Below are 23,004 nucleotides of genomic sequence, written 5' to 3' on the forward strand. Positions count from 1 at the left end.
GGGCTCTATCTTATTTGGATACCAAAAATTATTTGGCTTTTTGTCCTCTAACAGTTTTGTTCTTTGTCTTTGATTTAGAACCTACTCTGGACATGGCACATCTAAATCCTATATAATCCGTTGCCATATACTGTGGTAGGTACCTTCTCTGTGCAGGATCTAACCAGTATGCCCTGTCTCTCCATGAACCACCTTTGTATACACGAACTTCATCGTTTATCAAAGACGTCCTATCATTTGACTGATCGTACTGTCTGATAAGGTTACCGGCTGAATCTCTCTCAACTTTATGTTTTGGAGAGTTGTACATGGATAGTTCTTCAGATTCCTCTTCGTCGCTAAATCTGTCAAAAAATCTTGAAGATCCAGGGTCACCGTCCCTATAACCTCTATTGTCACTGGAAGAGAAGTTTGTCCTCAAATAGGTCTCTTCTTCATCAACAGGAACCATTTTAATCTCACCAGGTAGGTTAACGGCAACTACTTTTCCATTTGGCAACGTGTCGTAAACAATCGAATCCTGTAGGATATTTACTTTTCCATCTTCGCCAATGGCTGTTTTCATGTAGATATTTCCTCTGTAGTAATTGAAGTCGCTTATTTCATCGTCGACTATGGGTCGGTAAACATCGGCTACCCATTCAGCTACGTTACCGGCCATATCGTAAAGACCAAGGTCGTTAGGCTTGTAGGACATAACCTCTGCGGTAATATCGGCACCGTCATCGGACCATCCGGCGATTCCGCCATAATCTCCTTTTCCTTGCTTGAAGTTGGCCAATTGATCGCCACGTCCAACTCTTTGTCCGTTTCTGGTATAGTCACCCTCCCAAGGATATTTTTTTCTACCTCTGTAGTTGTTGTACTCCCTTTGTCCTACTTGTGCCTGTGCGGCATATTCCCACTCAGTTTCCGTAGGGAGCCTATATTCTGGCATAATAATACCGCTACTTCTTTTTGCATAGGCAGGGACACTATCCTTTTTCATCTTCCCTTGTAGGGAGTCGATCTGACCATTGTAAACGGATTCCGGTCTGTTTAAATAAGCCTCCGTACTAAAAGTTCCGGCAACTTCGCCATTCAGAGCTTGATATTTTGCGTCTTTTGCCAAATAACCTTCCCTTTCAAGCATTATTTCGTTTACTCTGTCCGTTCTCCATTCCGCAAATTGGGTCGCTTGGATCCAGTTTACTCCAACTACCGGATACTCTGCATAGGCAGGGTGTCTTAAATAGTTGTTGGTCATGGTTTCGTTAAAACCTAATCTGTTTCTCCAAACCAAGGTGTCAGGTAAGGCACCTTTGTAAATGTTAGCGTATTTGGGATTTTCAGGAGGATAAACGCTTTTTAGATAATCCAAATATTCCAGATACATGACATTCGTGACCTCTGTCTCATCCATATAAAAGGATTGAACATGTTGTGAAGTAGGGGTATTGTTCCAATCATGCATTACGTCATCCTGTACTTTTCCCTTCGTAAAAGTTCCACCTTCAACAAACACTAGTCCAGGAGCGGTCTCTTGCTCTTTGAAGTCAGTATTGTATTGAAAACCACCTTCCTTTTCATTTATCTTCCAACCTGTAGCTCTGGACACATTTTTGGAGGATGTAGATTTGGAACAGCTGGTAACTGTAAAACCTCCCGCAATCACGGTGCATGAGAGTACAACTTTAATAAACTGTTTTTTCATAATTAGGACTTGAGTTCAATCTGTTTAAACTAATAGTTCGCTAGTCTAATTTGATTTGGATTTTAATTTAATTTTATCGCTTTTGCTGGTTAAAACGATGTTTTGATTATTATATTTTATCGTTTAAAATATTTTTGGTAAATCCAGCCTTAAAATATTTTTGATAGCAATTTTGTTCTATGAGGAATAACGCAGCAAAAAAGGATATAGTATATTCGAGGCTTAACTAAAAAGGGAGAATGCCTTGGCTTTAGCAAGAGTATTAAAAAAAACCAAAAATATATACTTAATGGTGCAAGATAACGTTGAAAACAGCGTTTACATATAAAATTATGTGGACCAAAGTCATCGAAACACTAAATTGGTCCACTTTATATCAACTATTGAATTAATGAAAAAACTTACATTTATTTTAATGCTTGCCTTATTTGTGAAGGCCAATGCCCAAGACGATAATAGGGTTATAACTACGGCGGTCCCATTTTTGACAATTGCTGCCGATGCTCGTTCCGCGGGTATGGGTGATATGGGGGTCGCAACTTCTACCGATGCTTTTTCACAACAATGGAACCCTGCAAAATTTGCATTTGCGGAGCGCAAAATGGGAATAGGGCTTAGCTATACACCATATCTAGAAAGTATCATTACAGACATTTCTTTATTGAACGGTAGTTACTATAATAAAATTAATGAGCAGAGCGCTTTTGCCGTTAGTTTGAGATACTTTACATTAGGGGAAATAGAATTGCGCCAATTTGCTAATGACCCTGGTACTTTGGCAAAACCTAATGAACTGGCTTTGGATGGTTCCTACTCTCTAAAACTAAGCCCAACTTTTTCCATGGCGGTTGCTGGTAGGTACATTCGTTCCAACCTACGTTTGCCGCAACAGAGCGGTTCCGTAGATTCCCAAGCGGCGAGTTCTTTTGCAGTGGATGTGGCCGGATTCTATCGTTCCCGGGAAATTGCCTACAATAATTTTGATGGGCGTTGGAGGGCAGGTTTCAATATTTCCAATATTGGAGGTAAGATACAATATGATGAGGGTGGTCAGGAAAACTTTTTGCCCAGCAACCTAAAATTTGGGGTTGGATTTGATTTTATTTTAGATCAGGACAACGTTATTGGAATTACTTCAGAATTTAACAAATTGTTGGTTCCAACACCGCAAGATCAAAATGGTGATGGGGTAATAGATTCTGCGGATAACGATATCTACCAAAACGAAAGTGGTTTTGGTGGAATATTCAGCTCCTTTGGGGATGCCCCAGATGGTTTTAGTGAGGAACTACAAGAGATGACTTGGGCCTTAGGCGCTGAATACGTATACCAAGATTCCTTCATGGTAAGAACAGGGTACTTTAACGAAAGCGAGGTAAAGGGCTCTAGAAAGTTTTTTACATTGGGAGCGGGATTCAAGTTTAAGTCGGCACAAATCGACCTATCCTATTTGTTCTCTACTTCCCAAGTTAGAAACCCTTTGGAAAACACGCTACGCTTTGGGTTGACCTTTAGTTTGGGCGAGGAGTTTTATAACGATTAATTTCCGAAAAAAATAAATAGAAACCCGCATTTTGCGGGTTTTTTTGTTTTGTATCTTCACTTCTCAAACACAAGAAATGGCAATAAAGAAGAAAATAGGTTTTGACATAGTGATTTATGATTCCTTTGAAGAAATGCAGGAAGGGGATAGAATGTTATTGAAAAAATCGGTTGAGGCGAGAAACAATGCCTATGCCCCATATTCCAAATTTCAGGTAGGTGCCGCCTTGAAACTGGAAAATGGTGAAATTGTCATTGGAAATAATCAGGAAAATGCATCCTATCCCTCTGGACTCTGTGCGGAGCGAGTGGCCGTTTTTTATGCCGGGGCGAAGTTTCCCAATGTAGCGATCAAAACATTGGCCATTTCCGTACAATCAAAAAACAGTGAGGTGTTGGAACCGGCCGCTCCGTGCGGTAATTGCAGGCAGTCCTTATTCGAATATGAACACCGACAAAAATCGCCCATACGGATTTTGATGATGGGAGCCCAAGGAAAGGTCGTAGAATGTCCATCGGTTGCCGCTATTTTACCCTTGGGCTTTGATAAAACCTATCTATGATTAGATAGGTTTTAAGAAGACCTTTTAAACACGTAAATTCCTTTTTTTGTTAAGGGTGTAATTTCTTCTCGCTTTTATTTCTATTATTTTTATCCATTCATTTATATGTGTATTTTTGTTCTCTTGTGATGTGCTTCTTGAACATTGCTACGGAGTCCGATTAATTTGTAATAAATTTAGAATCGATGGAAAAAATCACCAAGGAAACTTATTTGAAATGGTACGAGGACATGTCGTTTTGGCGCAAGTTCGAGGACAAACTTGCTGCCGTGTACATTCAGCAAAAGGTAAGAGGTTTTCTTCACTTGTATAACGGTCAGGAGGCAGTATTGGCGGGAGCCTTGCATGCCATGGATTTGACAAAGGACCGAATGATTACGGCGTATAGGAACCATGTTCAGCCCATTGGGATGGGAGTGGACCCACGAAAGGTGATGGCCGAATTATATGGGAAGGTGACCGGAACCTCCAAAGGTATGGGTGGATCCATGCACATATTTTCAAAGGAGCATCGTTTTCACGGAGGCCATGGCATCGTTGGCGGACAAATTCCACTAGGGGCAGGAATGGCGTTTGGTGATAAATACCACGGTAGTGATGCCGTAACCCTATGTTACATGGGAGATGGTGCCGTAAGGCAGGGGTCGCTTCACGAGACTTTCAACTTGGCCATGCTTTGGCAATTGCCCGTGGTTTTCGTTTGTGAGAATAATGGGTACGCCATGGGAACATCCGTGGCCAGAACCTCCTTTTCCACCGATATTTGGAAATTGGGATTGGGTTATGAAATGCCCTGCGGTCCGGTTGACGGAATGAATCCGGTAACCGTTGCCCAAGAGATGAGCAAGGCCATTGAACGGGCTCGTTCTGGAGGTGGTCCAACTTTCCTAGAAATGAAAACGTATAGATATAGGGGTCACTCTATGTCAGACGCCCAACATTATAGAACCAAGGAGGAGGTAGAGGAATACAAGAAAATTGATCCGATCACCCAGGTCTTGGATATTATCAAGGAAAATAAATACGCAACAGACGAGGAAATCAAGAAGATCGACAAAAGGGTCAAGGATTTGGTTAAGGAATGCGAAGAGTTTGCGGAGAAATCAGAGTATCCGCCCGTACAACAATTGTACGATATGGTATACGAGCAAGAAGATTTTCCATTCGTTCAACATAAATTGTAATTAAATGGCAGAAGTAATTAATATGCCGCGATTAAGCGATACCATGGAAGAAGGTACCGTTGCAAAGTGGTTGAAAAACGTAGGGGATAAGGTAGAAGAAGGCGATATTTTGGCTGAAATCGAAACGGATAAGGCCACTATGGAGTTTGAATCATTTTACCAGGGTACATTGCTTCATATTGGTATTGAGGAAGGTGATGGGGCTCCTGTAGATACATTGTTGGCGATTATCGGTGAAGAAGGAGAGGACATTTCCGGACTTTTGAACGGTGGGGGAAGTCAAAAGAAAGAAGAAAATGCTTCGGAAGACAAAGCCGAAGAAAAGAGCGCTGAAACTTCGGATGATTCGGAGGATGAAGAAGGCGACACATCGGCCACTGAAATTCCTGAAGGAGTTGAAATCGTGAAGATGCCGCGCCTTAGCGATACCATGGAAGAAGGAACCGTCGCCAGTTGGTTGAAACAAGTGGGAGACGAGGTTGAGGAAGGTGATATCTTGGCCGAAATCGAGACGGACAAGGCAACCATGGAATTCGAGTCTTTCTATTCCGGAAAGTTACTTCATATTGGAATCCAGGAAGGGGAATCCGCGCCCGTTGATGCTGTTTTAGCCGTCATAGGACCCGATGGTACCGATGTTGATGCGGTTTTGAACGCAAAGTCGGGCTCCAAAAAAAGTACAAAGACAGAAGCAAAAAAAGAAGAAGCATCAAAGGCTTCCGAAACAGAAGATACATCGAGTAAGGAATCTACTTCCGCAACTTCGGATGGCAATAGAATCTTTGCATCGCCCTTGGCAAAGAAAATAGCAGAGGATAAGGGAATCGACCTTTCTAAAGTGTCCGGTACGGGCGATAATGGGAGAATAATTAAAAAGGATATAGAAAACTACAAACCTGCGGAAGCACCAAAAGCTGCACCGGAAGTTTCAAAATCGGAAAAGGTCAGTGTGCCTGCTGTTTCCATGGCAATTCCTGCTGGTGAGGAAGGTGTGGAGGAAAGCAAGAATTCCAATATGCGAAAGGCCATCGCCAAGGCATTGGGGAATTCCAAGTTTACCGCACCCCATTTCTATTTGACCATTGAGGTGGATATGGATAACGCCATCGCTTCAAGGGCCCAGATAAATAGCCTGCCAGATACCAAGGTGTCTTTCAATGACATGGTACTAAAGGCCTGTGCCATGGCATTACGAAAACATCCTCAGGTTAATACAACATGGAACGGTGATACCACTAAGCAGTACAAACATATCCATATGGGTGTTGCCGTAGCTGTGGACGAAGGTTTGGTTGTGCCGGTAATTAAGCATGCGGACTTACTGGGTCTTACGCAGATTGGTGCAGCAGTAAAGGAGTTGGCCGGTAAGGCAAGAAACAAGAAAATCGCTCCTTCTGAAATGGAAGGAAGTACCTTTACCGTTTCCAACTTGGGAATGTTCGGGATACAGGAATTCACATCGATTATAAATCAACCCAATTCCGCCATACTTTCCGTTGGGGCCATCGTTGAAAAACCAGTGGTCAAAAATGGGGAAATCGTGATAGGGAATACCATGAAATTGACCTTGGCCTGCGACCATAGAACTGTTGATGGTGCCGTGGGAGCGCAATTTTTACAGACGCTTAGGTACTATGTGGAAAACCCTGTGACCATGTTGGCCTAATCGGCTCAGAACAATATAGTCTAAAAGCATCTCTTAACGGAGATGCTTTTTTTTATCTTTATCACTCAAACACATTTATATGATACGAACGCTGACAAGTTTTCTTTCCGTCCTGATTTTGGTTTCCTGTGGGTCCAAAAAGATAAACAATGAAACGGTATTGAACCCAGATGGTCCTGAGGGACTTAAAGGAAGAATGGTTTCGGAGGAAATTAAGACTTCCATGAACGATTCGGGAAAATTCAGTGGCAAGGAGGTTGTTTTTTCAACTTCGGAGGATATCGCCGTACTTATGGATTATTTGGCATCCGATGCATTAGAGGGAAGAGGATCCGGTACCAAAGGCATCGAAATGGCGGCCGACTTTATAGAAGACCGATTTTCATCCAGTGGCATCGCACCTTATTTTACGACCTATAAGGATACCTTGGAAAACTTTGAAGGAGTAGCGTTCAACGTTGTAGGGGTTTTGGAGGGTACCGACCCAGCTCTGAAGAACGAATATGTGATGCTGGGCGCACATTATGATCATCTTGGGATTGTAAGTCCTGAGAATGGGGACGATATTGCAAACGGCGCCAATGACAATGCATCCGGAACCGCAACGGTCATGGAACTCGCCCGATATTTTGGCAAGGAAAAATCGAATAAAAGAAGTCTTATTTTTGCATTGTTCAGTGCGGAAGAAAAAGGACTTTTAGGTTCAAGGCATTTGGCCAAAAAGCTGAAAGATCAAGGATTGGATATGTATGCCATGTTGAATTATGAAATGGTGGGGGTACCCATGGTGGACAAGGACCATTTGGTGTATCTCACGGGGTATGAATTATCGAACATGGCCGAGGTTAGTAACGCCTACGCCGGGGAAAAGGTAGTTGGGTTCTTGCCCCAAGCCAAGGAATTCAATCTCTTTAAAAGATCGGATAATTATGCATTCCATCAAGAGTTCAATATTCCCTCCCAAACGTACAGTACGTTTGACTTTACGAACTTTCCCTACTATCACAAAGTGGACGACGAAACCTCCGAAATGGATTATGGACATATGGCCATTATCGTCAACAAAATGATACCCATTGTGGAAGGGATCGCCAATTCGCCGGTTAAGGAAATAAAATATAAGTAATGGCCAACGTCATCATAACAGGATCAAGCAGGGGTATAGGCTTTGAAATGGCCCAATTGTTTGCCAATGAAGGACATTCCGTTTTGGCGCTTTCCAGAAATGAGGAGCCCATACAAAGCCTTGAAAATAAAAACATTACCGCGTTTTCGTTCGATTTGTCCCTTGCTTCGGATTTTGTAAGAGTTGAAGAATTTCTAAAAAAAGAATGGCAGATAGTGGATATCCTGATCAACAATGCAGGTGCCCTTTTGAACAAGCCTTTTGCCGAGACTTCTTTGGATGAATTTAAAAAGGTATATGATGTAAATGTCTTTGGGGTTGCGGCAATGACAAAATTGGTAGTACCCTATATGTCAAAAACGGGACATGTGATTACGGTCAGTTCCATGGGAGGAGTGCAGGGAAGTATGAAGTTTCCAGGCTTATCGGCCTATAGTTCGAGTAAGGGTGCAGTTATTACACTTACGGAATTGCTGGCGGAGGAATACAAGGAAACAGGTCCCTCGTTCAATGTATTGGCCTTGGGCGCTGTCCAGACCGAAATGCTGGAGGAAGCTTTTCCGGGGTACAAAGCCCCGGTAACAGCATTGGAAATGGCAACATATATCAAGGAATTTGCGCTTGGCGGTCACACCCTCTTCAATGGGAAGTTACTTCAGGTTTCAAATTCTACCCCCTAAATAGTGATGGCTTTTATGCTATAACCACAGGTGTTTTGTTAATTAAAATCAATTTCGCTCAATTCTTATTTTTTCGGGTATTTTTGTTTTAATGGAAGCTATTTTGGGTAAATATTTGCCGGAAAGATCTGTAAATCCCTGTCTGCAACTCATTAAGGATAATGGTGTGCATCTTAAAATTGTAAACGAAAGGGTTACCAGACATGGCGATTATAGAAGGCTTCCCGATGGTAAGCACGTTATAACCGTAAACGCTACCCTCAATAAATATCGGTTTTTAATTACCTTGGTTCATGAAATTGCGCATTTGGTCGCTTTTGAAAAATACGGACGCAGGATTAAACCGCACGGGTTGGAGTGGAAAAGAACGTTTCAGTATTTAATGTTACCTTTTTTACGACCGGAAATTTTCCCGTCCAAATTACTGCCCTTGTTGGCTATGCATTTTAAAAACCCCAAGGCAAGCAGTAGTACGGATGCGCGATTGTCCATTGCCTTACAGCAATTTGATGCGCAAGAAAACGATAAAACATACGTTTTTCAATTACCTTTTGGAAGTGTTTTTAGGATATATAATGGAAAGCTTTTCAAAAAAGGCAATAAAAGAGTAAAAAGATTTGAATGCGTTGAGGTCAAAACAGGAAGGGTGTACCTTTTTCAGCCCAATGCAGAGGTGGAACTTATAACTAGTTGACATGAACAAAAATTATTATGCCGTTTTAATGGCAGGTGGAGTGGGCTCAAGGTTCTGGCCCATAAGTACAACAGAATACCCAAAACAGTTCCATGATATGTTGGGTACGGGCGATACGCTTATTCAAAAGACCTTTCAAAGACTGAATAAGTTCGTTCCAACCGAGAATATACTTATTCTAACCAATGAACGGTACAATGATTTAGTTTTAGAACAGTTGCCCATGGTATCCCAAGAGCAGGTGGTTTTGGAACCTGCCATGCGAAATACCGCGCCGTGTATTTTATATGCCGCATTAAAGATTCAGAAAATGAATCCGGATGGGGTAATGATCGTGGCACCAAGTGATCATTGGATCGAGGACGAGGAGGCCTTTGCCACGGACGTTACGTCTTGTTTCGATAAATGTGAAAAGGAAAACGTACTTTGTACATTGGGTATCAAACCCACATTTCCCAATACCGGTTTTGGATATATTGAGTTTGATAAATCCGATGAAAACCAGATCAAAAAGGTAAATCAATTCAGGGAAAAGCCCGATTATGCAACGGCCAAGGAATTTTTAGTTCAGGGGAATTTTTTGTGGAACGCCGGAATTTTCATGTGGAGCGTAAGAACGATCGTAGATGCCTTTAAGGAATACCAGTCAACCCAATTCCATTTATTCCATGATGGGATTTCCTGTTTGAATACATCCGAAGAAAAAGATTTTATCGCCGAAAATTATCCGAAAGCTGAAAATATTTCCATCGACTATGCTATTTTGGAAAAGTCCGATGCCATTTTTGTTCTGGAAGCCACATTTGATTGGAACGACCTTGGCACGTGGGGTTCCTTGTTCGATAAATTGAACAAGGAGAACATGGGCAACGCAGTCGTCAACGCCCAACTTTTGGCCGAGGATGCCACAGGGAATATGATCCGCACCCCTAAAGACAAGATAGTAGTTGTTGACGGGCTGAAGGATTATATTATAGTGGACAAGGAAGAAGTATTGTTAATTTATCCAAAAGCCAAGGAGCAGGATATTAAAAAGGTACTAAATTCGGTCAAGGAAAATTTTGGTGATAAGTACGCGTAACTATGCAGGATAAATTCGGTCAGGACAACGTTACTCCAACGGACAATACCCCGGATAGCGGGGACGAGGTAAAAAGGGACTTTCAGGGACTTTTGGGCAGTATAAAAAAGTTTCTTCTGGAATTGCTGGACATAAGGACCAACACGGACCAGGACGCCACTAGGGAAGCGATCATTGCAGATATTCCCTTTAAGGGACATACCTCATGGATCCTTGTTTGCTCCATCTTTATTGCCTCCATCGGGTTGAACGCAAACTCTACTGCGGTAGTTATTGGCGCTATGTTAATTTCTCCCCTAATGGGCCCAATTTTAGGTATTGGGCTTTCCGTAGGTATCAATGATATCGATACCCTAAAAAGGTCTTTAAAGAATTTTGGGGTGATGGTGGTTTTAAGCGTGCTGACCGCTTTTCTTTTTTTCAGGTTCTTTCCGCTGCGGGACGAGTCTTCTGAACTTTTGGCAAGAACGGCCCCGGATATACGCGATGTGTTGATCGCATTTTTTGGTGGATTGGCCTTGGTAATCGCAAGGGCGAAAAAAGGAACCATCGCAAGTGTCATCTTTGGTGTGGCCATCGCGACAGCCTTGATGCCTCCATTATGCACCGTTGGCTTTGGATTGGCAATAGGTAATTGGGACTATGCCAGTGGGGCCATGTACCTATTCACCATAAACACCATCTTCATTGCACTGGCCACCTTTCTGGTGATTAAGTTGTTGCGTTTTCCAATGGTACGCTATGTCAACTCAAAACGAAGAAAATTCATCGCAAGGCTGGCCTCAGCTGTGGCCATTGCGGTCATGATTCCCGCGAGCATCACGTTTTGGAACGCGTTACAGGAATCTTTGTTCAGGAAACAAGCCACTATTTTTATCGATGAGAATGTGGTGCCCTATCAATTTTCAGGTCAGGGAAGGTTTTTGGAGAATTTCACGGATTTGGAATATAACAACGGGGAGAATTCTACAATAGAATTGGTTTTTATGGGCAATGAGGTCATTCCCGATAATATAATTGCTACCTGGCGTGCCCAATTAGCGGATAACCCCCGACTGAAGGACACCGATCTGCAGATTATACAAGGTGGGCAAAGCGAGGAGGTAAACCAGCTCAAATACATTAATGAACTGTACGAGACCCAGAAGAACCAGCTGAGCAGCAAGGACGAAAAAATTGCCTTTTTGGAAAGTGAATTGTCAAGATTAAGCAAAGGGGCAGTAGGTCAGATTCCGTTTAAAGAAATAAGTATGGAAGCCAAAACAAATTATGAGAATTTGGAACGCCTGGGATATTCTTATTTAATAGCAACGGATTTCCAAAAGACGGATACCATACCGGTTTTCGAAATTACTTGGAAAAAGGAAGCCAGGAGAAACCAAACGGTCAAGGATACCCAAAAGTTATTGAATTGGCTCAAGCTTCGTTTGAACAATGACAATATTCAGGTAAAGGAAGTAATGGAGGATTAATTTCGTTCCTCAATGTACATCTGCCGTACTTTTTTAAAAAGATCGGAAGAATAGACAAAATTGGTGACCGCCTCGTTCTCGGTCTTGAATATTTCGTTCTTTGTGCCTTCCCATTCCTTAAGACCATCTTTTAAGAATAGAATTTTTTCTCCAATCTGCATTACGGAATTCATGTCATGGGTATTGATTATCGTAGTAATGTTATATTCTTCCGTAATCTCCTTGATAAGATCATCGATGAGGATAGCCGTCTTTGGATCTAATCCAGAATTGGGTTCGTCACAAAATAGGTACTTGGGGTTCATAACGATGGCCCTGGCAATAGCAACACGTTTCTGCATTCCTCCGGAAATTTCTGCCGGATACTTATGATGTGCATCCACTAAGTTTACCCGTTTCAAAACGGTATTCACACGGTCGTCCATTTCAGATGCCGATTGTTTTGTGAACATTTCCAAAGGAAATTTCACATTGCCGGCTACAGTCATACTATCGAACAGGGCACTTCCCTGGAAGACCATGCCCATTTCCTGCCTTAAATCGCGTTTCTCGTTTTCGGTGAGGTCTGAATATTTTTTTCCGTCATACACGATACTTCCTTTTTCCGGAGAAAACAACCCCAAAAGGCATTTGAGGAATACCGTTTTTCCGGAGCCACTCTGACCTATAATCAAATTGGTCTTGCCATTTTCAAAGGTGGTGGAGATACCTTTTAAAATATGTGCGTCACCAAAGGATTTATGTATGTTGTTCACCTCGATCATTAGCCTAAAAGTAGTTGGGTTAGCAAATAGTTCAAAATGATTATGACCACGCTGGTCCAGACAAAGGACGTGGTACTGGCCTTTCCTACTTCCAGGGCCCCGCCTTTCATATAGTATCCATGAAAGGAAGGTATGGTGGCTATGATGAATGCAAAGATCAGTGTCTTAATGAAGGCGTAGGCAATATGAAAGGGAATAAAATCGGTCTGAAGCCCGGTCACAAAGTCGGTACTCGTTAAAAATCCGCCAAACACCCCAGCGAGCCAACCTCCAAAAATTCCAACATACATGGAAATGGCAATCGCAAAAGGGTAAAAGAGCATCGCAATGATTTTTGGGAATACCAAATAGTTCAAGGAATTTACGCCCATGACTTCCAAGGCATCGATTTGTTCCGTGACCCGCATGGTTCCAATACTCGAAGTAATGTAAGAACCCACTTTTCCCGCCATGATTATGGATACGAACGTAGGTGCAAATTCCAATATAACGGACTGCCTTGTGGCAAATCCAATGAGACTTCTTGGAATGATGGGATTCGTGAGATTCAGTGCGGTCTGTATGGCAACAACGGCGCCAATAAAAAAGGAAATGAAGATAATGATGCCAAGTGATCCGTACACTAGTTCATCTACTTCTTTTAAAATCAGGGATTTCATTATGCGCCATTTGGTGGGCTTCTTAAAAACCTCTACGACCATCATGGAATAGCTGCCAATCGACGCTAAATAATTCATCCCTTTAAAATAGATTTGTTACGGTAAAAATAACAATAATGGATTTGATTTAACTTCCAATTAATTTTTTCAGGGCTATTTTCTTTATTTTTACGCCTTAATATTTTAGGCATGACCTTTCGTTTCACAACTGTATTACCCAGTATTTTTACCATCCTATTGATTTGTTTCCAAGGCTATTCCCAACGTAAGAACAAGGTTGAGGAGCCTGATGCATTGAGAACCAAGCCTAAATTGGTCGTTGGGATTATTGTGGACCAGATGCGGTACGACTATCTGACCCGCTTTTATGATCAATATGAAGAAGGGGGATTTAAAAGAATGGTGGAAGAGGGTTTCAACTGTAAGAACAACCATTTTAACTATGCCCCAACCAGTACGGGACCTGGGCATACATCGGTTTATACTGGGACCACACCTGCTACGCATGGTATTATTGGCAATGAATGGTACGACAAGGAAAATGATGTGGATGTGTATTGTGCATCGGACGATAGGTATGCATCCGTGGGTACCACTTCAGATGCCGGCCAAATGTCCCCGCATAGAATGACCGTTACGACCATAACGGATGAACTCAGATTACATACGCAAATGAGGGGAAAGACCATCGCCATCGCCCTTAAGGATAGAGGAGCCGTACTCCCTGGCGGACATACCGCCAATGCCGCGTATTGGTTTCATGGCAAAAATGAGGGTAAGTGGATTACGAGCAGCTACTACATGGATGCCCTTCCAAAATGGGTGGAAGACTTTAATAGTTCTGGAGTGGCCCAATCCTATAAAAAAGGATGGAACACCTTGAAGGATATAAGTACCTATGTAGAAAGTGGCGTGGACGACAATGCTTTTGAAGGACTATTTGATGGTGAAACCTCGTCGTCATTCCCTCACAACCCTCAAGACCTGTTGGACAAAAACAATAATTTTGAAATCATAAAGGCAACTCCCTACGGCAATAGCATCACGACCGATTTTGCCATTGAGGCCCTAGTACGTGAACAATTGGGTCAGGACGAGATTACTGATTTTTTGGCGGTCAGCTATTCAAGCACGGATTATGTCGGACACATGTTTGGGGTGAACTCCAAGGAAGTGGAGGATACCTATATCCGTTTGGATTTGGATTTGGCCAGACTTTTCAAGGCTTTGGATAAAAATGTGGGCGAAGGGGAGTACACCGTCTTTTTGACGGCAGACCACGCTGCAATCGACGTGCCATCATATCTAATATCGACAAGAATTCCCGCCGGTTATGTGGACAATAGCACTACAAAGGAAAAGTTTACGGAGTTTTTAAGATATACCTATGGAACCGAGGAAATCGTAAAGAATTTTTCAAATTATCAAATTTTTCTGGATCATAAGATTGTAAAAAATCTGGATTTGGAAATCAAGGATGTGCAGGAAGCTATAGCCAAGGAGTTTTTAAGCTATGATTACGTGGATCGCGTGTATACCGGCTATCAAATGTGGCAAAATAATTATTCCTCCGGTATTCCCTATATTCTGCAAAATGGGTACAACCAAAAAAGATCAGGGGATGTACTTCTTGTCCTAAAACCGGGAACCATTACCTATCCTCAAACGGGTTCCACCCATGGATCGCCCCAAATTTATGATACCCACGTACCTTTACTGTTCTTTGGAAAGGGGATACAAAAGGGAAGTACTGTGGAGCGAACCGAAATTCCAGATATCGCCCCTACAATTTCATCTTTGTTGGGAATCGCTTTTCCCAGTGGAACAACAGGAAAGCCCCTTTCAGAGGTATTGGAATAAATAAGGTCATGAACGATAATCCCATAGGTATTTTTGACTCCGGTATTGGGGGTACTTCCATTTGGAAGGAAATACAAACCCTTATGCCTTATGAACATTGTATCTATTTGGCAGATAGTAAAAACGCTCCTTACGGTGAAAAATCGAACGAGGAAATCCTACAACTGAGTATTAAGAATACCGAGTATTTGATTCAACGGGGATGCAAGTTGATCGTTGTCGCCTGTAATACCGCTACAACAAACGCCATAGATTATCTCAGGAACTCGTACGATATTCCATTTATAGGCATTGAACCGGCCATCAAACCTGCGGCCTTAAACTCCAAGTCCAAGAAAGTTGGAATTTTGGCCACTAAGGGAACCTTGTCCAGTACCTTGTTCCATAGCACAAGCCAAAATCATGCAGCTGGGATCGAGGTTATTGAAAGACAAGGAAAGGGATTGGTAGAATTGATCGAAAAAGGTGATATGGAAAGTGATTCCTTAAAACAGCTTTTATATCAGTTTGTACAACCTATGTTGGAAAAGGGCATTGATTACCTGGTACTTGGCTGTACCCATTATCCTTATTTGATACCGATTTTAAGGGAGATATTGCCCGCTGACGTACAGATAATCGATTCTGGCGAGGCCGTGGCAAGGCAGACCAAAGCGATCCTAGCCAAACAACACCTCCAAAATAGTTTCGATGCTACCGGAAGGCACCAATTTTATACGAACGGGAATTTGGAAGTGCTGGAAAGGTTTGTCTTAAACGCTGCTAAAAACGTAACGGCCCAATACTTGGATTTTTAATCTTTGAGATGCGCTAAACTATTTTATTTTTTGTTTTTTCTAGTATAGGTACGATAGGTAAAATCGTATTGGTGTTTGTCATCTTTTGGATGGTATTCCTCGGCCACCAACTCCCAAACCGTAGCGTCGATAGGCGGGAAGAAGGTATCCGCGTTAAAAGTGCCGTGAACCCTAGTGAGTTCGATACCATCGGCATATTTTTCTCCAAGTTTGTATATTTCTCCGCCACCAATTATATAGGCTTTTTCTTCGTTGACTAGGTCCAGGGCTTCTTCCAGGGAATGCACAATGATGCTATCTGGGAAAGACACTTTGTAGTTTTCGTCTCGGGTAATGATAATATGCAACCGATTGGGCAAGGGCTTCGGAAAGCTTTCAAATGTTTTTCTACCCATGATGATCTTATGTCCCGAGGTCAATCTTTTGAACCTCTTGAAATCATCAGGTAGATGCCATAGCAAATCATTATCCCTTCCAAGGGAATCATCCTCACCTGCCGCAGCAATCATTGTTATATTTTTTTCGGCCTTCATATAGCTATGCTTGAACAAAAAACGAGCCATATAAATTGCTATGGCTATCTTTATAATTCAAAGTTACGGATTTGTACAGATAGATAGCTGCTGTTTTGAAAAGCGAACAAATGCGTTCCAAAAAAGAAACGATTAATGGATAAAATAAAAAAGGAGTTTCCCCTGCTAAGAAAGTGTACCTATTTAAATACGGCCGTTTTTGGGCCATTGTATGATTCCTTGATCGATTGGAGACAGGAACATGATTTGGATGCTTTATTACATGGTAGTGAACTATGGGAACAGACACTTAAAACCTTGTCCGATACACGTGAAAAAATTGGGCAATTTTTTAATTGCGACCGGGAAAGGGTCGCTTTGGTATATAATTATTCCTTGGGAATGAACCTATTATTGGAGGGGTTACAGGCGAAAAGGAATGTTCTGCTTTTGGAGAACGACTATCCTTCCGTGAACTGGCCCTTTGAGAGTAGGGAGTTTGCTATTACAACCTTGGGAATTACCTCCGATCTTGAGGAAAGAATAGTAGAGGCTGTCAAAAAAAACAATATCGATGTATTCGCCTTTAGCATTGTGCAGTGGCTGGACGGATTTTTAATCGATTTGGAGTTCATCAAAAAACTAAAACGTGACAACCCAAAACTTTTGATTATTGCCGATGGTACACAGTTTTGTGGAGCCATGTCCTTTGATTTTAAAGCTTCGGGAATCGATGTTTTGGGGGTTAGCGGCTATAAATGGCTCCTGTCCGGTTATGGAAATGGGTTTATGCTCTTTGCCGACAATCTGGAGAACGAGCTCAAGGTACCTACTACAGGTTTCAATGCAGCGCATGGAAATTTCGACAATAAGGAAACCATAGCCCTCGCAAAAAAGTTGGAACCTGGTCACTTGTCCAGTTTGAACTTTGGAAGTCTAAAATTCTCCTTGGATTTTTTGGACTCCATTGGAAAGGAACAGATTACTCAGCATAATCAAAATATGTCCAAAAAAATAAAGGAAGCTTTAAATGGCATGGGCTTATTACAGAAACATATAGTCGACAGGGAAGCCCATAGTACCATATTTAATATAAAGGCAGGTCAAAAAGTGTTTAAGACCTTGTCTGACAATGACATATTGTGCGCTATGCGGGGAGACGGAATTAGGGTGGGCTTTAACTTCTATAATGGAATGGATGACTTTGAACATCTTATAAAAGTCTTAAAAACATCCTATTGATAATTACCTACTTGCAACATTTGAAAGACATTATTTTTGGACAGTCGTTAATTTCAGCTAAATTTTTGCCAATTTCATAAAAATGACATTAACCGTTGACAATGAGGAGTTTAATGCCGTAGCTTTGCCCTAAATTTAAAAACTAAAATCATGGCAATCGCAAAACAATATCTAAAGACAAAACCGGTTTGTAAGGTAACTTTTACAGTTCCTGCAGAGGATGCTAAGAAAGTGGCCGTAGTAGGTGACTTTAACGATTGGAGCCCTAAGGGAAGCACATTGAAAAAATTAAAAAACGGAACTTTTAAGGGAACTTTTGACCTTCCAAAGGAAAGTACGTTCGAATTTAAATACTTGGTAGACGGCACTTATGTAAACGAAACTGAGGCGGACCGTTACCAGTGGAACGATTATGCCGGTTCTGAAAATGCGGTATTGGAGTTGTAAATAATTTTAAACTAGATAAAAAAGGGGACTTCAGAGAGTTCCCTTTTTTATTGTTATCTTTTTTTATTACTAAACTGCAACAACCCCTTTAATATGTGGATGCGGATCATAATCCAATAATGTGAAATCCTCGAACTTAAAACCGAAGATATCTTTTACATTGGGGTTTAGGACCATTTTTGGCAAAGGCCGAGGTTCCCTACTCAATTGTAATTCCACTTGTTCCATATGATTATTGTAAATATGCGCATCACCAAACGTATGAATGAATTCCCCGGGGTCATAACCGCATACCTGCGCAATCATCATGGTGAAAAGGGCATAGGAAGCAATGTTGAAGGGCACGCCTAAAAAGATATCTGCGCTGCGTTGGTAAAGCTGGCAGGATAATTTTCCGTCCGCCACATAAAACTGAAAAAACGCGTGACAAGGAGGAAGGGCCGCTTTGCCATTGGCAACGTTTTCTGAAAACGATTTGGAGGTATCTGGCAAGACACTTGGATTCCATGCGGATACCAACATACGTCGGCTATTTGGATTGTTTTTTAAGGTTTCCACGACCTCCTTTATCTGGTCGATTTCGTCGCCGTTCCAGTTTCGCCACTGATGTCCGTAAACCGGACCTAAGTCCCCATTTTCATCGGCCCATTCGTTCCAAATACGCACCCCGTTTTCCTGCAAATAGGCTATATTGGTGTCACCGTTTAAAAACCATAATAGCTCATAAATGATGGACTTTAGATGTAATTTCTTGGTAGTGACCATAGGGAATCCCTCACTCAGGTCAAACCGCATCTGATAGCCAAAAACACTTAAAGTTCCCGTACCGGTACGATCACCTTTTTGGTTCCCTTCGTTCAAAACATGCTTTAGTAAGTCGTGGTATTGTTTCATAAGCCCCCTAACCCCCAAAGGGGGAATTCCCTTTGGTTTATTTTTGTAAAAATAAGGAATGCCTATTGGTCTTTATCCAAATAATTCTAGGCTTTTATTAAAATTTATTAACGGCAAATTGTGGTTCCCCCTTTGGGGGCTTGAGGGCGTTACCCCAATATCATTCCGGCAATAGTGGCCGATAGAAGGGAAGCTAAAGATCCTCCCAATACTGCCTTCATTCCAAACTCCGACAAGGTTTTTCTTTGTGCCGGGGCTAAGGAGCCAATTCCCCCAATTTGAATGCCGATGGAAGCAAAGTTCGCAAAGCCACAAAGCATATAGGTAGCCATGATAATCGATTTTTGGTAGGACAGGCTTGGGGTAATGGCTACATTTTTTAACTCGGCCAATTGGGTATAGGCCACAAATTCGCTGGAAGCCAGTTTAATCCCCAACAGTTGGCCCATCAATGCGATGTCCTCATTCGCCACGCCAATCAACCACATCAATGGTGCGAAAATGGTTCCAAGAATGGCTTCCAATGAAAGTTTTTCAAATGACGAATGCTCCGCTACAAATTGATTTATATTGGTTAAATCGCCAACATACCCAAAAATACCATTCAACATGGCAATAAAGGCTACAAAGACCAAAAGCATGGCACCTACGTTCACTGCCAATTTTAGTCCTTCTGTAGTACCGTTGGCTATGGCATCGAGCAAATTGGTCCCAATTTTCTCTGTAGAAACCTTTATGTTCGTATCCACCTCCTCGGTTTGTGGGCAAAGTATTTTTGAAACGACGATGGCCCCTGGTGCCGCCATAACGGATGCAGCGATCAGATGCCGGGCAAATTCCAATCGGAGGGCTTCGTCATTTCCTCCCAAAAATCCTATGTATGCCGCAAGGACGCCCCCGGCAACGGTCGCCATACCGCCGATCATTACCAATAGGATTTCAGATTTGGTCATGCGCTCCAAATACGCTTTTATCATCAATGGTGCTTCGGTCTGACCTAAAAATATATTCCCTGCTACAGAAAGGCTTTCGGGACCTGAGATTCCTAGAGATTTTGTCAACAGCCACGCCAAGCCCTTCACGATTTTCTGAATGATTCCCAAGTAAAAAAGTACGGATGTCAAAGCTGAAAAAAAGATGATCGTTGGTAGAATCTGAAAGGCGAATACGTATCCGATATTAGGGTTGTCAAGATTCATGAGGTTCCCCAATAAAAACCGACTTCCGGCAACGGTAAAGTTTAGGATTTCGTTGAATATTTTCCCTAGCACCGTAAAAATGGCTCGGATGAACGGAACTTTCAATATTCCAATGGCCAACGCCAATTGTATGGCAAGTCCTATTCCCACGGTCTTCCAATTGATGGCTTTTCGGTTGGAACTGAACAAAAACGCCAGACCGATCAATACCAGCATGCCCAGGATGCCCCGCCACAAACTATAGAAAGAAAAACCCTCATTGGGGATGGAGGAGGTCAATTGATTATCGGCTATAACATTTAGGATGGTACTATCAACGGAATTTAGTATCGTCTCCGATGCATCCGGGGTTTGGGAAAACAATAGTACTGGAAAAAGGAAAAATAAGAGAAGTTGAAGGCAGGGATTTTTTTTCATGCGCTAGGGCTTGTCCAATCAATTTCTTTTGGATATTTCATCCCGTAACTTTGCCGCTTTCTCGTAATCTTCGTTGGCCACGGCCTTTTTGAGTTCTTGTTCGAGTTCGTCTATGGTCAATTCCGTATAGCCATCCGTAGCACCCGAATCTATTTCCACGGTTTCGCCCTCCTGAAGTATCTCATCTACAACAATGCTGTCGTCGCTCTCCTTTTTTTCGGTCTCTTTGGAGGAAAACTTCAAGAAGATACCCGCCTTGTCCAAAATGGTCTTGTACGTGAAAATGGGTGCATTGAAGCGAAGTGCCAATGCGATAGCATCACTAGTCCTGGCATCTATAATCTCCTCAATGCCATCACGCTCACAGATAATACTGGAATAGAAAACCCCGTCCACCAGTTTATGGATGATTACCTGTTTGATGACGATGTCAAAACGGTCCGCAAAATTTTTGAAAAGGTCATGTGTCAAGGGCCTTGGGGGCTTTATTTCCTTTTCTAGGGCAATGGCTATGGACTGCGCTTCAAAAGCTCCGATGACAATGGGCAATTTACGGTCTCCCTCTACTTCGTTCAATATAAGGGCATAAGCGCCATTCTGCGTTTGGCTGTAAGAAATCCCCTTTATTTTCAATCGTACTAAACTCATAAATCGTATAAACTAAAAAAGCTGTTCAAACACTTGGGACCCCAACTATTCGAACAGCCCTTTGTGGGGCACAAATTAACAAAAATTAGCTGTTTTGAGCTTTAAATTCCTTTAATTTTTCGATTAACTCAGGTACCACTTCAAACGCATCGCCCACGATTCCGTAATCCGCGGCCTTGAAAAATGGTGCCTCTGGATCGTTGTTGATGACCACTTTTGTTTTTGAGGCACTTACGCCCGCCAAGTGCTGTATGGCACCTGAAATTCCTATCGCAATGTACAGATTGCTCGCAACAGGTTTACCTGTTTGACCTACATGCTCGCCATGCGGTCTCCATCCAAGGTCCGATACCGGTTTGGAACACGCTGTGGCAGCACCTAAAACATCGGCCAATTCCTCGATCATTCCCCAGTTTTCTGGTCCTTTTAGCCCCCTTCCTGCGGATACGACGATATCCGCATCGGCGATGGTCGCCTTCCCTACCACCTTATCGATGTTCGTGGACTTGGTATTAAATTCCGAATCCAAGGATACATTAAAATCTTCCACCGATGCATCGGTAGGGATCTCCACCGTTCCAAAGGCATTGTTGGACACCCCAACGATTTTTATATCGGTATCGATAACCGTGTGCGCAAATCCCTTGTTGCTAAAAGCCGTTCTCTTCACCTGAAACGGGGAGAGGCTTTCAGGAGCCGCTACCACATTTGGGGCATACCCTGCTTTGAGTGTGGCCGCCAAAAGCGGGGCCATATATTTTGCATCTGAACTGGAGCTTACAATGAGCACCGTAGCGTTCTCAGCTTCAATAGCTTTGGAAACTACTTCTGCCGCGGCCTTTGCATTGAAAGGTTTTAGGGCTTCGTTCTGAACGTTTAACACCTTGGAAATACCATAGGTTCCCAAACTCTCATTTTCCGTACAATTGATGGAAACCGCCGTAGTCGTGGTACCCATTTGTTTGGCCACTTCCGCAGCATAGGAAGCGACTTCAAAAGCGTTCTTTTTAAATTTTCCGTTCTCTGATTCTGTATATACTATAACTGACATTTCTTTTATTTTTTGGTTTACCGCTTAGAAAAGCATTTAAATTACCTTGGCTTCGTTGTGAAGTAGATTAACAAGCTCATCAACGGTTTCGGCGAGTTTTATTTCGCCTTTTGGTGCCGGTTTATCAAATTTTACATCTTGGGTGGCCTTGATACCATCAATAGGTTCTACGACGTTCAATTTCTTTTGTCTTGCCATCATGATGCCACGCATGTTGGGTATTTTAAGATCACTTTCCTCTACCAGGCCTTTTTGTCCGCCCACAACTAAGGGTAGCGAAGTACTCAAGGTTTCCTTTCCTCCATCGATCTCGCGGATTGCCGTTACGTTGTCGCCATCGATATCAAGTTTGATGCAGGTATTGACAAAATTCATGTCCAGTAGGGAAGCAAGTATTCCAGGTACCATTCCTCCATTATAATCGATGGATTCCCTTCCACCGATTACCAAATCATATCCGCCATTTTTAACGACTTCGGCGAGTTGCTGGGCCACAAAAAAACCGTCAGTGGGCGTTGCGTTTACCCGTATGGCCTCATCGGCGCCAATGGCAAGGGCTTTTCGCATGGTAGGTTCAACACTTGCGTCCCCAACGGTGGACACATGTACTGTAGCACCTTGTTGTTCCTTGAACCACATGGCCCTGGTAAGTCCAAACTCATCGTTTGGATTGATAACGAACTGCACCCCGTTGGTGTCAAATTTGGTGTCGCCATCCGTAAAGTTTATCTTGGAAGTAGTATCCGGTACATTACTTATACAAACTAGTACTTTCATTGAATAAATTCTTTTTTGTGTTGGAGACGAAGATAA

At 42.4% G+C, this 23,004-nt stretch carries 22 protein-coding genes; 13 read left to right on the forward strand and 9 right to left on the reverse strand.

What is annotated here, in order from left to right:
• Positions 1-28: 28 nt before the first annotated feature.
• Complete coding sequence (gldJ, locus tag PP181_RS13710; protein ID WP_138259591.1) at positions 29-1,693, reverse strand: gliding motility lipoprotein GldJ; 1,665 nt, start codon at positions 1,691-1,693, stop codon at positions 29-31.
• Between the two features lie 391 nt (positions 1,694-2,084).
• On the opposite strand from gldJ, the gene porV reads away from it, so the two are divergent.
• The 9 genes from porV to PP181_RS13755 all read left to right on the forward strand — a co-directional run bounded on the left by porV (position 2,085) and on the right by PP181_RS13755 (position 11,701).
• Positions 2,085-3,236, forward strand: coding sequence for a type IX secretion system outer membrane channel protein PorV (gene porV / locus PP181_RS13715; protein ID WP_154920493.1), 1,152 nt, complete (start codon positions 2,085-2,087; stop codon positions 3,234-3,236).
• Between the two features lie 76 nt (positions 3,237-3,312).
• Positions 3,313-3,798: a cytidine deaminase gene (gene cdd / locus PP181_RS13720; protein WP_154920495.1), complete on the forward strand. Its 486-nt coding sequence runs from the start codon at positions 3,313-3,315 to the stop codon at positions 3,796-3,798.
• 185 nt (positions 3,799-3,983) lie between these two features.
• Positions 3,984-4,982, forward strand: coding sequence for a pyruvate dehydrogenase (acetyl-transferring) E1 component subunit alpha (gene pdhA, locus PP181_RS13725; RefSeq protein WP_138259594.1), 999 nt, complete (start codon positions 3,984-3,986; stop codon positions 4,980-4,982).
• Positions 4,983-4,986: 4 nt separating this feature from the next.
• Complete coding sequence (locus PP181_RS13730) at positions 4,987-6,648, forward strand: pyruvate dehydrogenase complex dihydrolipoamide acetyltransferase (protein ID WP_272637527.1); 1,662 nt, start codon at positions 4,987-4,989, stop codon at positions 6,646-6,648.
• Positions 6,649-6,727: 79 nt separating this feature from the next.
• Positions 6,728-7,774, forward strand: a complete 1,047-nt coding sequence (locus PP181_RS13735) for a M28 family metallopeptidase (RefSeq protein WP_272637528.1) — start codon at positions 6,728-6,730, stop codon at positions 7,772-7,774.
• Positions 7,774-8,454, forward strand: a complete 681-nt coding sequence (locus tag PP181_RS13740) for an SDR family NAD(P)-dependent oxidoreductase (RefSeq protein WP_154920501.1) — start codon at positions 7,774-7,776, stop codon at positions 8,452-8,454. Before PP181_RS13735 ends, PP181_RS13740 begins: the two co-directional genes overlap by 1 nt.
• A gap of 91 nt (positions 8,455-8,545) precedes the next feature.
• Positions 8,546-9,148 (forward strand): SprT-like domain-containing protein, encoded by a 603-nt coding sequence (locus tag PP181_RS13745; protein WP_272637529.1) that lies wholly within the window; start codon positions 8,546-8,548, stop codon positions 9,146-9,148.
• Position 9,149: 1 nt separating this feature from the next.
• Complete coding sequence (locus PP181_RS13750; RefSeq protein ID WP_272637530.1) at positions 9,150-10,229, forward strand: mannose-1-phosphate guanylyltransferase; 1,080 nt, start codon at positions 9,150-9,152, stop codon at positions 10,227-10,229.
• 2 nt (positions 10,230-10,231) lie between these two features.
• Entirely contained in the window at positions 10,232-11,701 is a 1,470-nt protein-coding gene (locus tag PP181_RS13755) for a DUF389 domain-containing protein (protein WP_138259600.1), read from the forward strand.
• Here PP181_RS13755 and PP181_RS13760 read toward each other — a convergent pair.
• Positions 11,698-12,465: an ABC transporter ATP-binding protein gene (locus PP181_RS13760; RefSeq protein WP_154920509.1), complete on the reverse strand. Its 768-nt coding sequence runs from the start codon at positions 12,463-12,465 to the stop codon at positions 11,698-11,700. The two genes, PP181_RS13755 and PP181_RS13760, sit on opposite strands and share 4 nt — an antisense overlap.
• The gene (locus tag PP181_RS13765) at positions 12,465-13,202 is read right to left on the reverse strand and encodes an MlaE family ABC transporter permease (RefSeq protein ID WP_138259602.1); all 738 of its coding nucleotides are present in this window, start codon (positions 13,200-13,202) and stop codon (positions 12,465-12,467) included. The genes PP181_RS13760 and PP181_RS13765 overlap by 1 nt, the downstream gene beginning before the upstream one ends.
• A 111-nt stretch (positions 13,203-13,313) precedes the next feature.
• Here PP181_RS13765 and pafA point away from each other — a divergent pair, with 111 nt between their 5' ends.
• Positions 13,314-14,984 (forward strand): alkaline phosphatase PafA, encoded by a 1,671-nt coding sequence (pafA, locus tag PP181_RS13770; protein ID WP_272637531.1) that lies wholly within the window; start codon positions 13,314-13,316, stop codon positions 14,982-14,984.
• Between the two features lie 8 nt (positions 14,985-14,992).
• Complete coding sequence (gene murI / locus PP181_RS13775; protein WP_154920513.1) at positions 14,993-15,781, forward strand: glutamate racemase; 789 nt, start codon at positions 14,993-14,995, stop codon at positions 15,779-15,781.
• A 23-nt stretch (positions 15,782-15,804) separates the two neighbouring features.
• On the opposite strand, the gene PP181_RS13780 is transcribed toward murI, so the two are convergent.
• Positions 15,805-16,314 (reverse strand): dihydrofolate reductase, encoded by a 510-nt coding sequence (locus PP181_RS13780; protein ID WP_246160920.1) that lies wholly within the window; start codon positions 16,312-16,314, stop codon positions 15,805-15,807.
• A 135-nt stretch (positions 16,315-16,449) separates the two neighbouring features.
• Here PP181_RS13780 and PP181_RS13785 point away from each other — a divergent pair, with 135 nt between their 5' ends.
• Both PP181_RS13785 and PP181_RS13790 read left to right on the forward strand, forming a co-directional pair.
• Entirely contained in the window at positions 16,450-17,535 is a 1,086-nt protein-coding gene (locus PP181_RS13785) for an aminotransferase class V-fold PLP-dependent enzyme (protein ID WP_154920515.1), read from the forward strand.
• Positions 17,536-17,685: 150 nt separating this feature from the next.
• Positions 17,686-17,982: an isoamylase early set domain-containing protein gene (locus tag PP181_RS13790; RefSeq protein ID WP_138259606.1), complete on the forward strand. Its 297-nt coding sequence runs from the start codon at positions 17,686-17,688 to the stop codon at positions 17,980-17,982.
• 69 nt (positions 17,983-18,051) lie between these two features.
• On the opposite strand, the gene PP181_RS13795 is transcribed toward PP181_RS13790, so the two are convergent.
• The 5 genes from PP181_RS13795 to PP181_RS13815 all read right to left on the reverse strand — a co-directional run bounded on the left by PP181_RS13795 (position 18,052) and on the right by PP181_RS13815 (position 22,968).
• Positions 18,052-18,876, reverse strand: coding sequence for a thymidylate synthase (locus PP181_RS13795; RefSeq protein WP_272637532.1), 825 nt, complete (start codon positions 18,874-18,876; stop codon positions 18,052-18,054).
• A 149-nt stretch (positions 18,877-19,025) separates the two neighbouring features.
• The gene (locus PP181_RS13800; protein WP_272637533.1) at positions 19,026-20,492 is read right to left on the reverse strand and encodes a NupC/NupG family nucleoside CNT transporter; all 1,467 of its coding nucleotides are present in this window, start codon (positions 20,490-20,492) and stop codon (positions 19,026-19,028) included.
• Between the two features lie 18 nt (positions 20,493-20,510).
• Positions 20,511-21,140: a bifunctional nuclease family protein gene (locus PP181_RS13805; RefSeq protein ID WP_138259611.1), complete on the reverse strand. Its 630-nt coding sequence runs from the start codon at positions 21,138-21,140 to the stop codon at positions 20,511-20,513.
• Between the two features lie 85 nt (positions 21,141-21,225).
• Complete coding sequence (locus PP181_RS13810) at positions 21,226-22,191, reverse strand: electron transfer flavoprotein subunit alpha/FixB family protein (protein WP_272637534.1); 966 nt, start codon at positions 22,189-22,191, stop codon at positions 21,226-21,228.
• Between the two features lie 36 nt (positions 22,192-22,227).
• Complete coding sequence (locus PP181_RS13815; protein ID WP_272637535.1) at positions 22,228-22,968, reverse strand: electron transfer flavoprotein subunit beta/FixA family protein; 741 nt, start codon at positions 22,966-22,968, stop codon at positions 22,228-22,230.
• Between the last annotated feature and the right edge of the window lie 36 nt (positions 22,969-23,004).

This window comes from Maribacter sp. PR66 (assembly GCF_028464205.1).
GTDB lineage: Bacteria > Bacteroidota > Bacteroidia > Flavobacteriales > Flavobacteriaceae > Maribacter > Maribacter flavus.

Coding starts and splice junctions, on each gene's coding strand:
- gldJ (WP_138259591.1), bottom strand. CDS start 1,693: ATGAAAAAACAGTTTATTAAAGTTGTACTCTCATGCACCGTGATTGCG.
- porV (WP_154920493.1), top strand. CDS start 2,085: ATGAAAAAACTTACATTTATTTTAATGCTTGCCTTATTTGTGAAGGCC.
- cdd (WP_154920495.1), top strand. CDS start 3,313: ATGGCAATAAAGAAGAAAATAGGTTTTGACATAGTGATTTATGATTCC.
- pdhA (WP_138259594.1), top strand. CDS start 3,984: ATGGAAAAAATCACCAAGGAAACTTATTTGAAATGGTACGAGGACATG.
- PP181_RS13730 (WP_272637527.1), top strand. CDS start 4,987: ATGGCAGAAGTAATTAATATGCCGCGATTAAGCGATACCATGGAAGAA.
- PP181_RS13735 (WP_272637528.1), top strand. CDS start 6,728: ATGATACGAACGCTGACAAGTTTTCTTTCCGTCCTGATTTTGGTTTCC.
- PP181_RS13740 (WP_154920501.1), top strand. CDS start 7,774: ATGGCCAACGTCATCATAACAGGATCAAGCAGGGGTATAGGCTTTGAA.
- PP181_RS13745 (WP_272637529.1), top strand. CDS start 8,546: ATGGAAGCTATTTTGGGTAAATATTTGCCGGAAAGATCTGTAAATCCC.
- PP181_RS13750 (WP_272637530.1), top strand. CDS start 9,150: ATGAACAAAAATTATTATGCCGTTTTAATGGCAGGTGGAGTGGGCTCA.
- PP181_RS13755 (WP_138259600.1), top strand. CDS start 10,232: ATGCAGGATAAATTCGGTCAGGACAACGTTACTCCAACGGACAATACC.
- PP181_RS13760 (WP_154920509.1), bottom strand. CDS start 12,465: ATGATCGAGGTGAACAACATACATAAATCCTTTGGTGACGCACATATT.
- PP181_RS13765 (WP_138259602.1), bottom strand. CDS start 13,202: ATGAATTATTTAGCGTCGATTGGCAGCTATTCCATGATGGTCGTAGAG.
- pafA (WP_272637531.1), top strand. CDS start 13,314: ATGACCTTTCGTTTCACAACTGTATTACCCAGTATTTTTACCATCCTA.
- murI (WP_154920513.1), top strand. CDS start 14,993: ATGAACGATAATCCCATAGGTATTTTTGACTCCGGTATTGGGGGTACT.
- PP181_RS13780 (WP_246160920.1), bottom strand. CDS start 16,314: ATGAAGGCCGAAAAAAATATAACAATGATTGCTGCGGCAGGTGAGGAT.
- PP181_RS13785 (WP_154920515.1), top strand. CDS start 16,450: ATGGATAAAATAAAAAAGGAGTTTCCCCTGCTAAGAAAGTGTACCTAT.
- PP181_RS13790 (WP_138259606.1), top strand. CDS start 17,686: ATGGCAATCGCAAAACAATATCTAAAGACAAAACCGGTTTGTAAGGTA.
- PP181_RS13795 (WP_272637532.1), bottom strand. CDS start 18,876: ATGAAACAATACCACGACTTACTAAAGCATGTTTTGAACGAAGGGAAC.
- PP181_RS13800 (WP_272637533.1), bottom strand. CDS start 20,492: ATGAAAAAAAATCCCTGCCTTCAACTTCTCTTATTTTTCCTTTTTCCA.
- PP181_RS13805 (WP_138259611.1), bottom strand. CDS start 21,140: ATGAGTTTAGTACGATTGAAAATAAAGGGGATTTCTTACAGCCAAACG.
- PP181_RS13810 (WP_272637534.1), bottom strand. CDS start 22,191: ATGTCAGTTATAGTATATACAGAATCAGAGAACGGAAAATTTAAAAAG.
- PP181_RS13815 (WP_272637535.1), bottom strand. CDS start 22,968: ATGAAAGTACTAGTTTGTATAAGTAATGTACCGGATACTACTTCCAAG.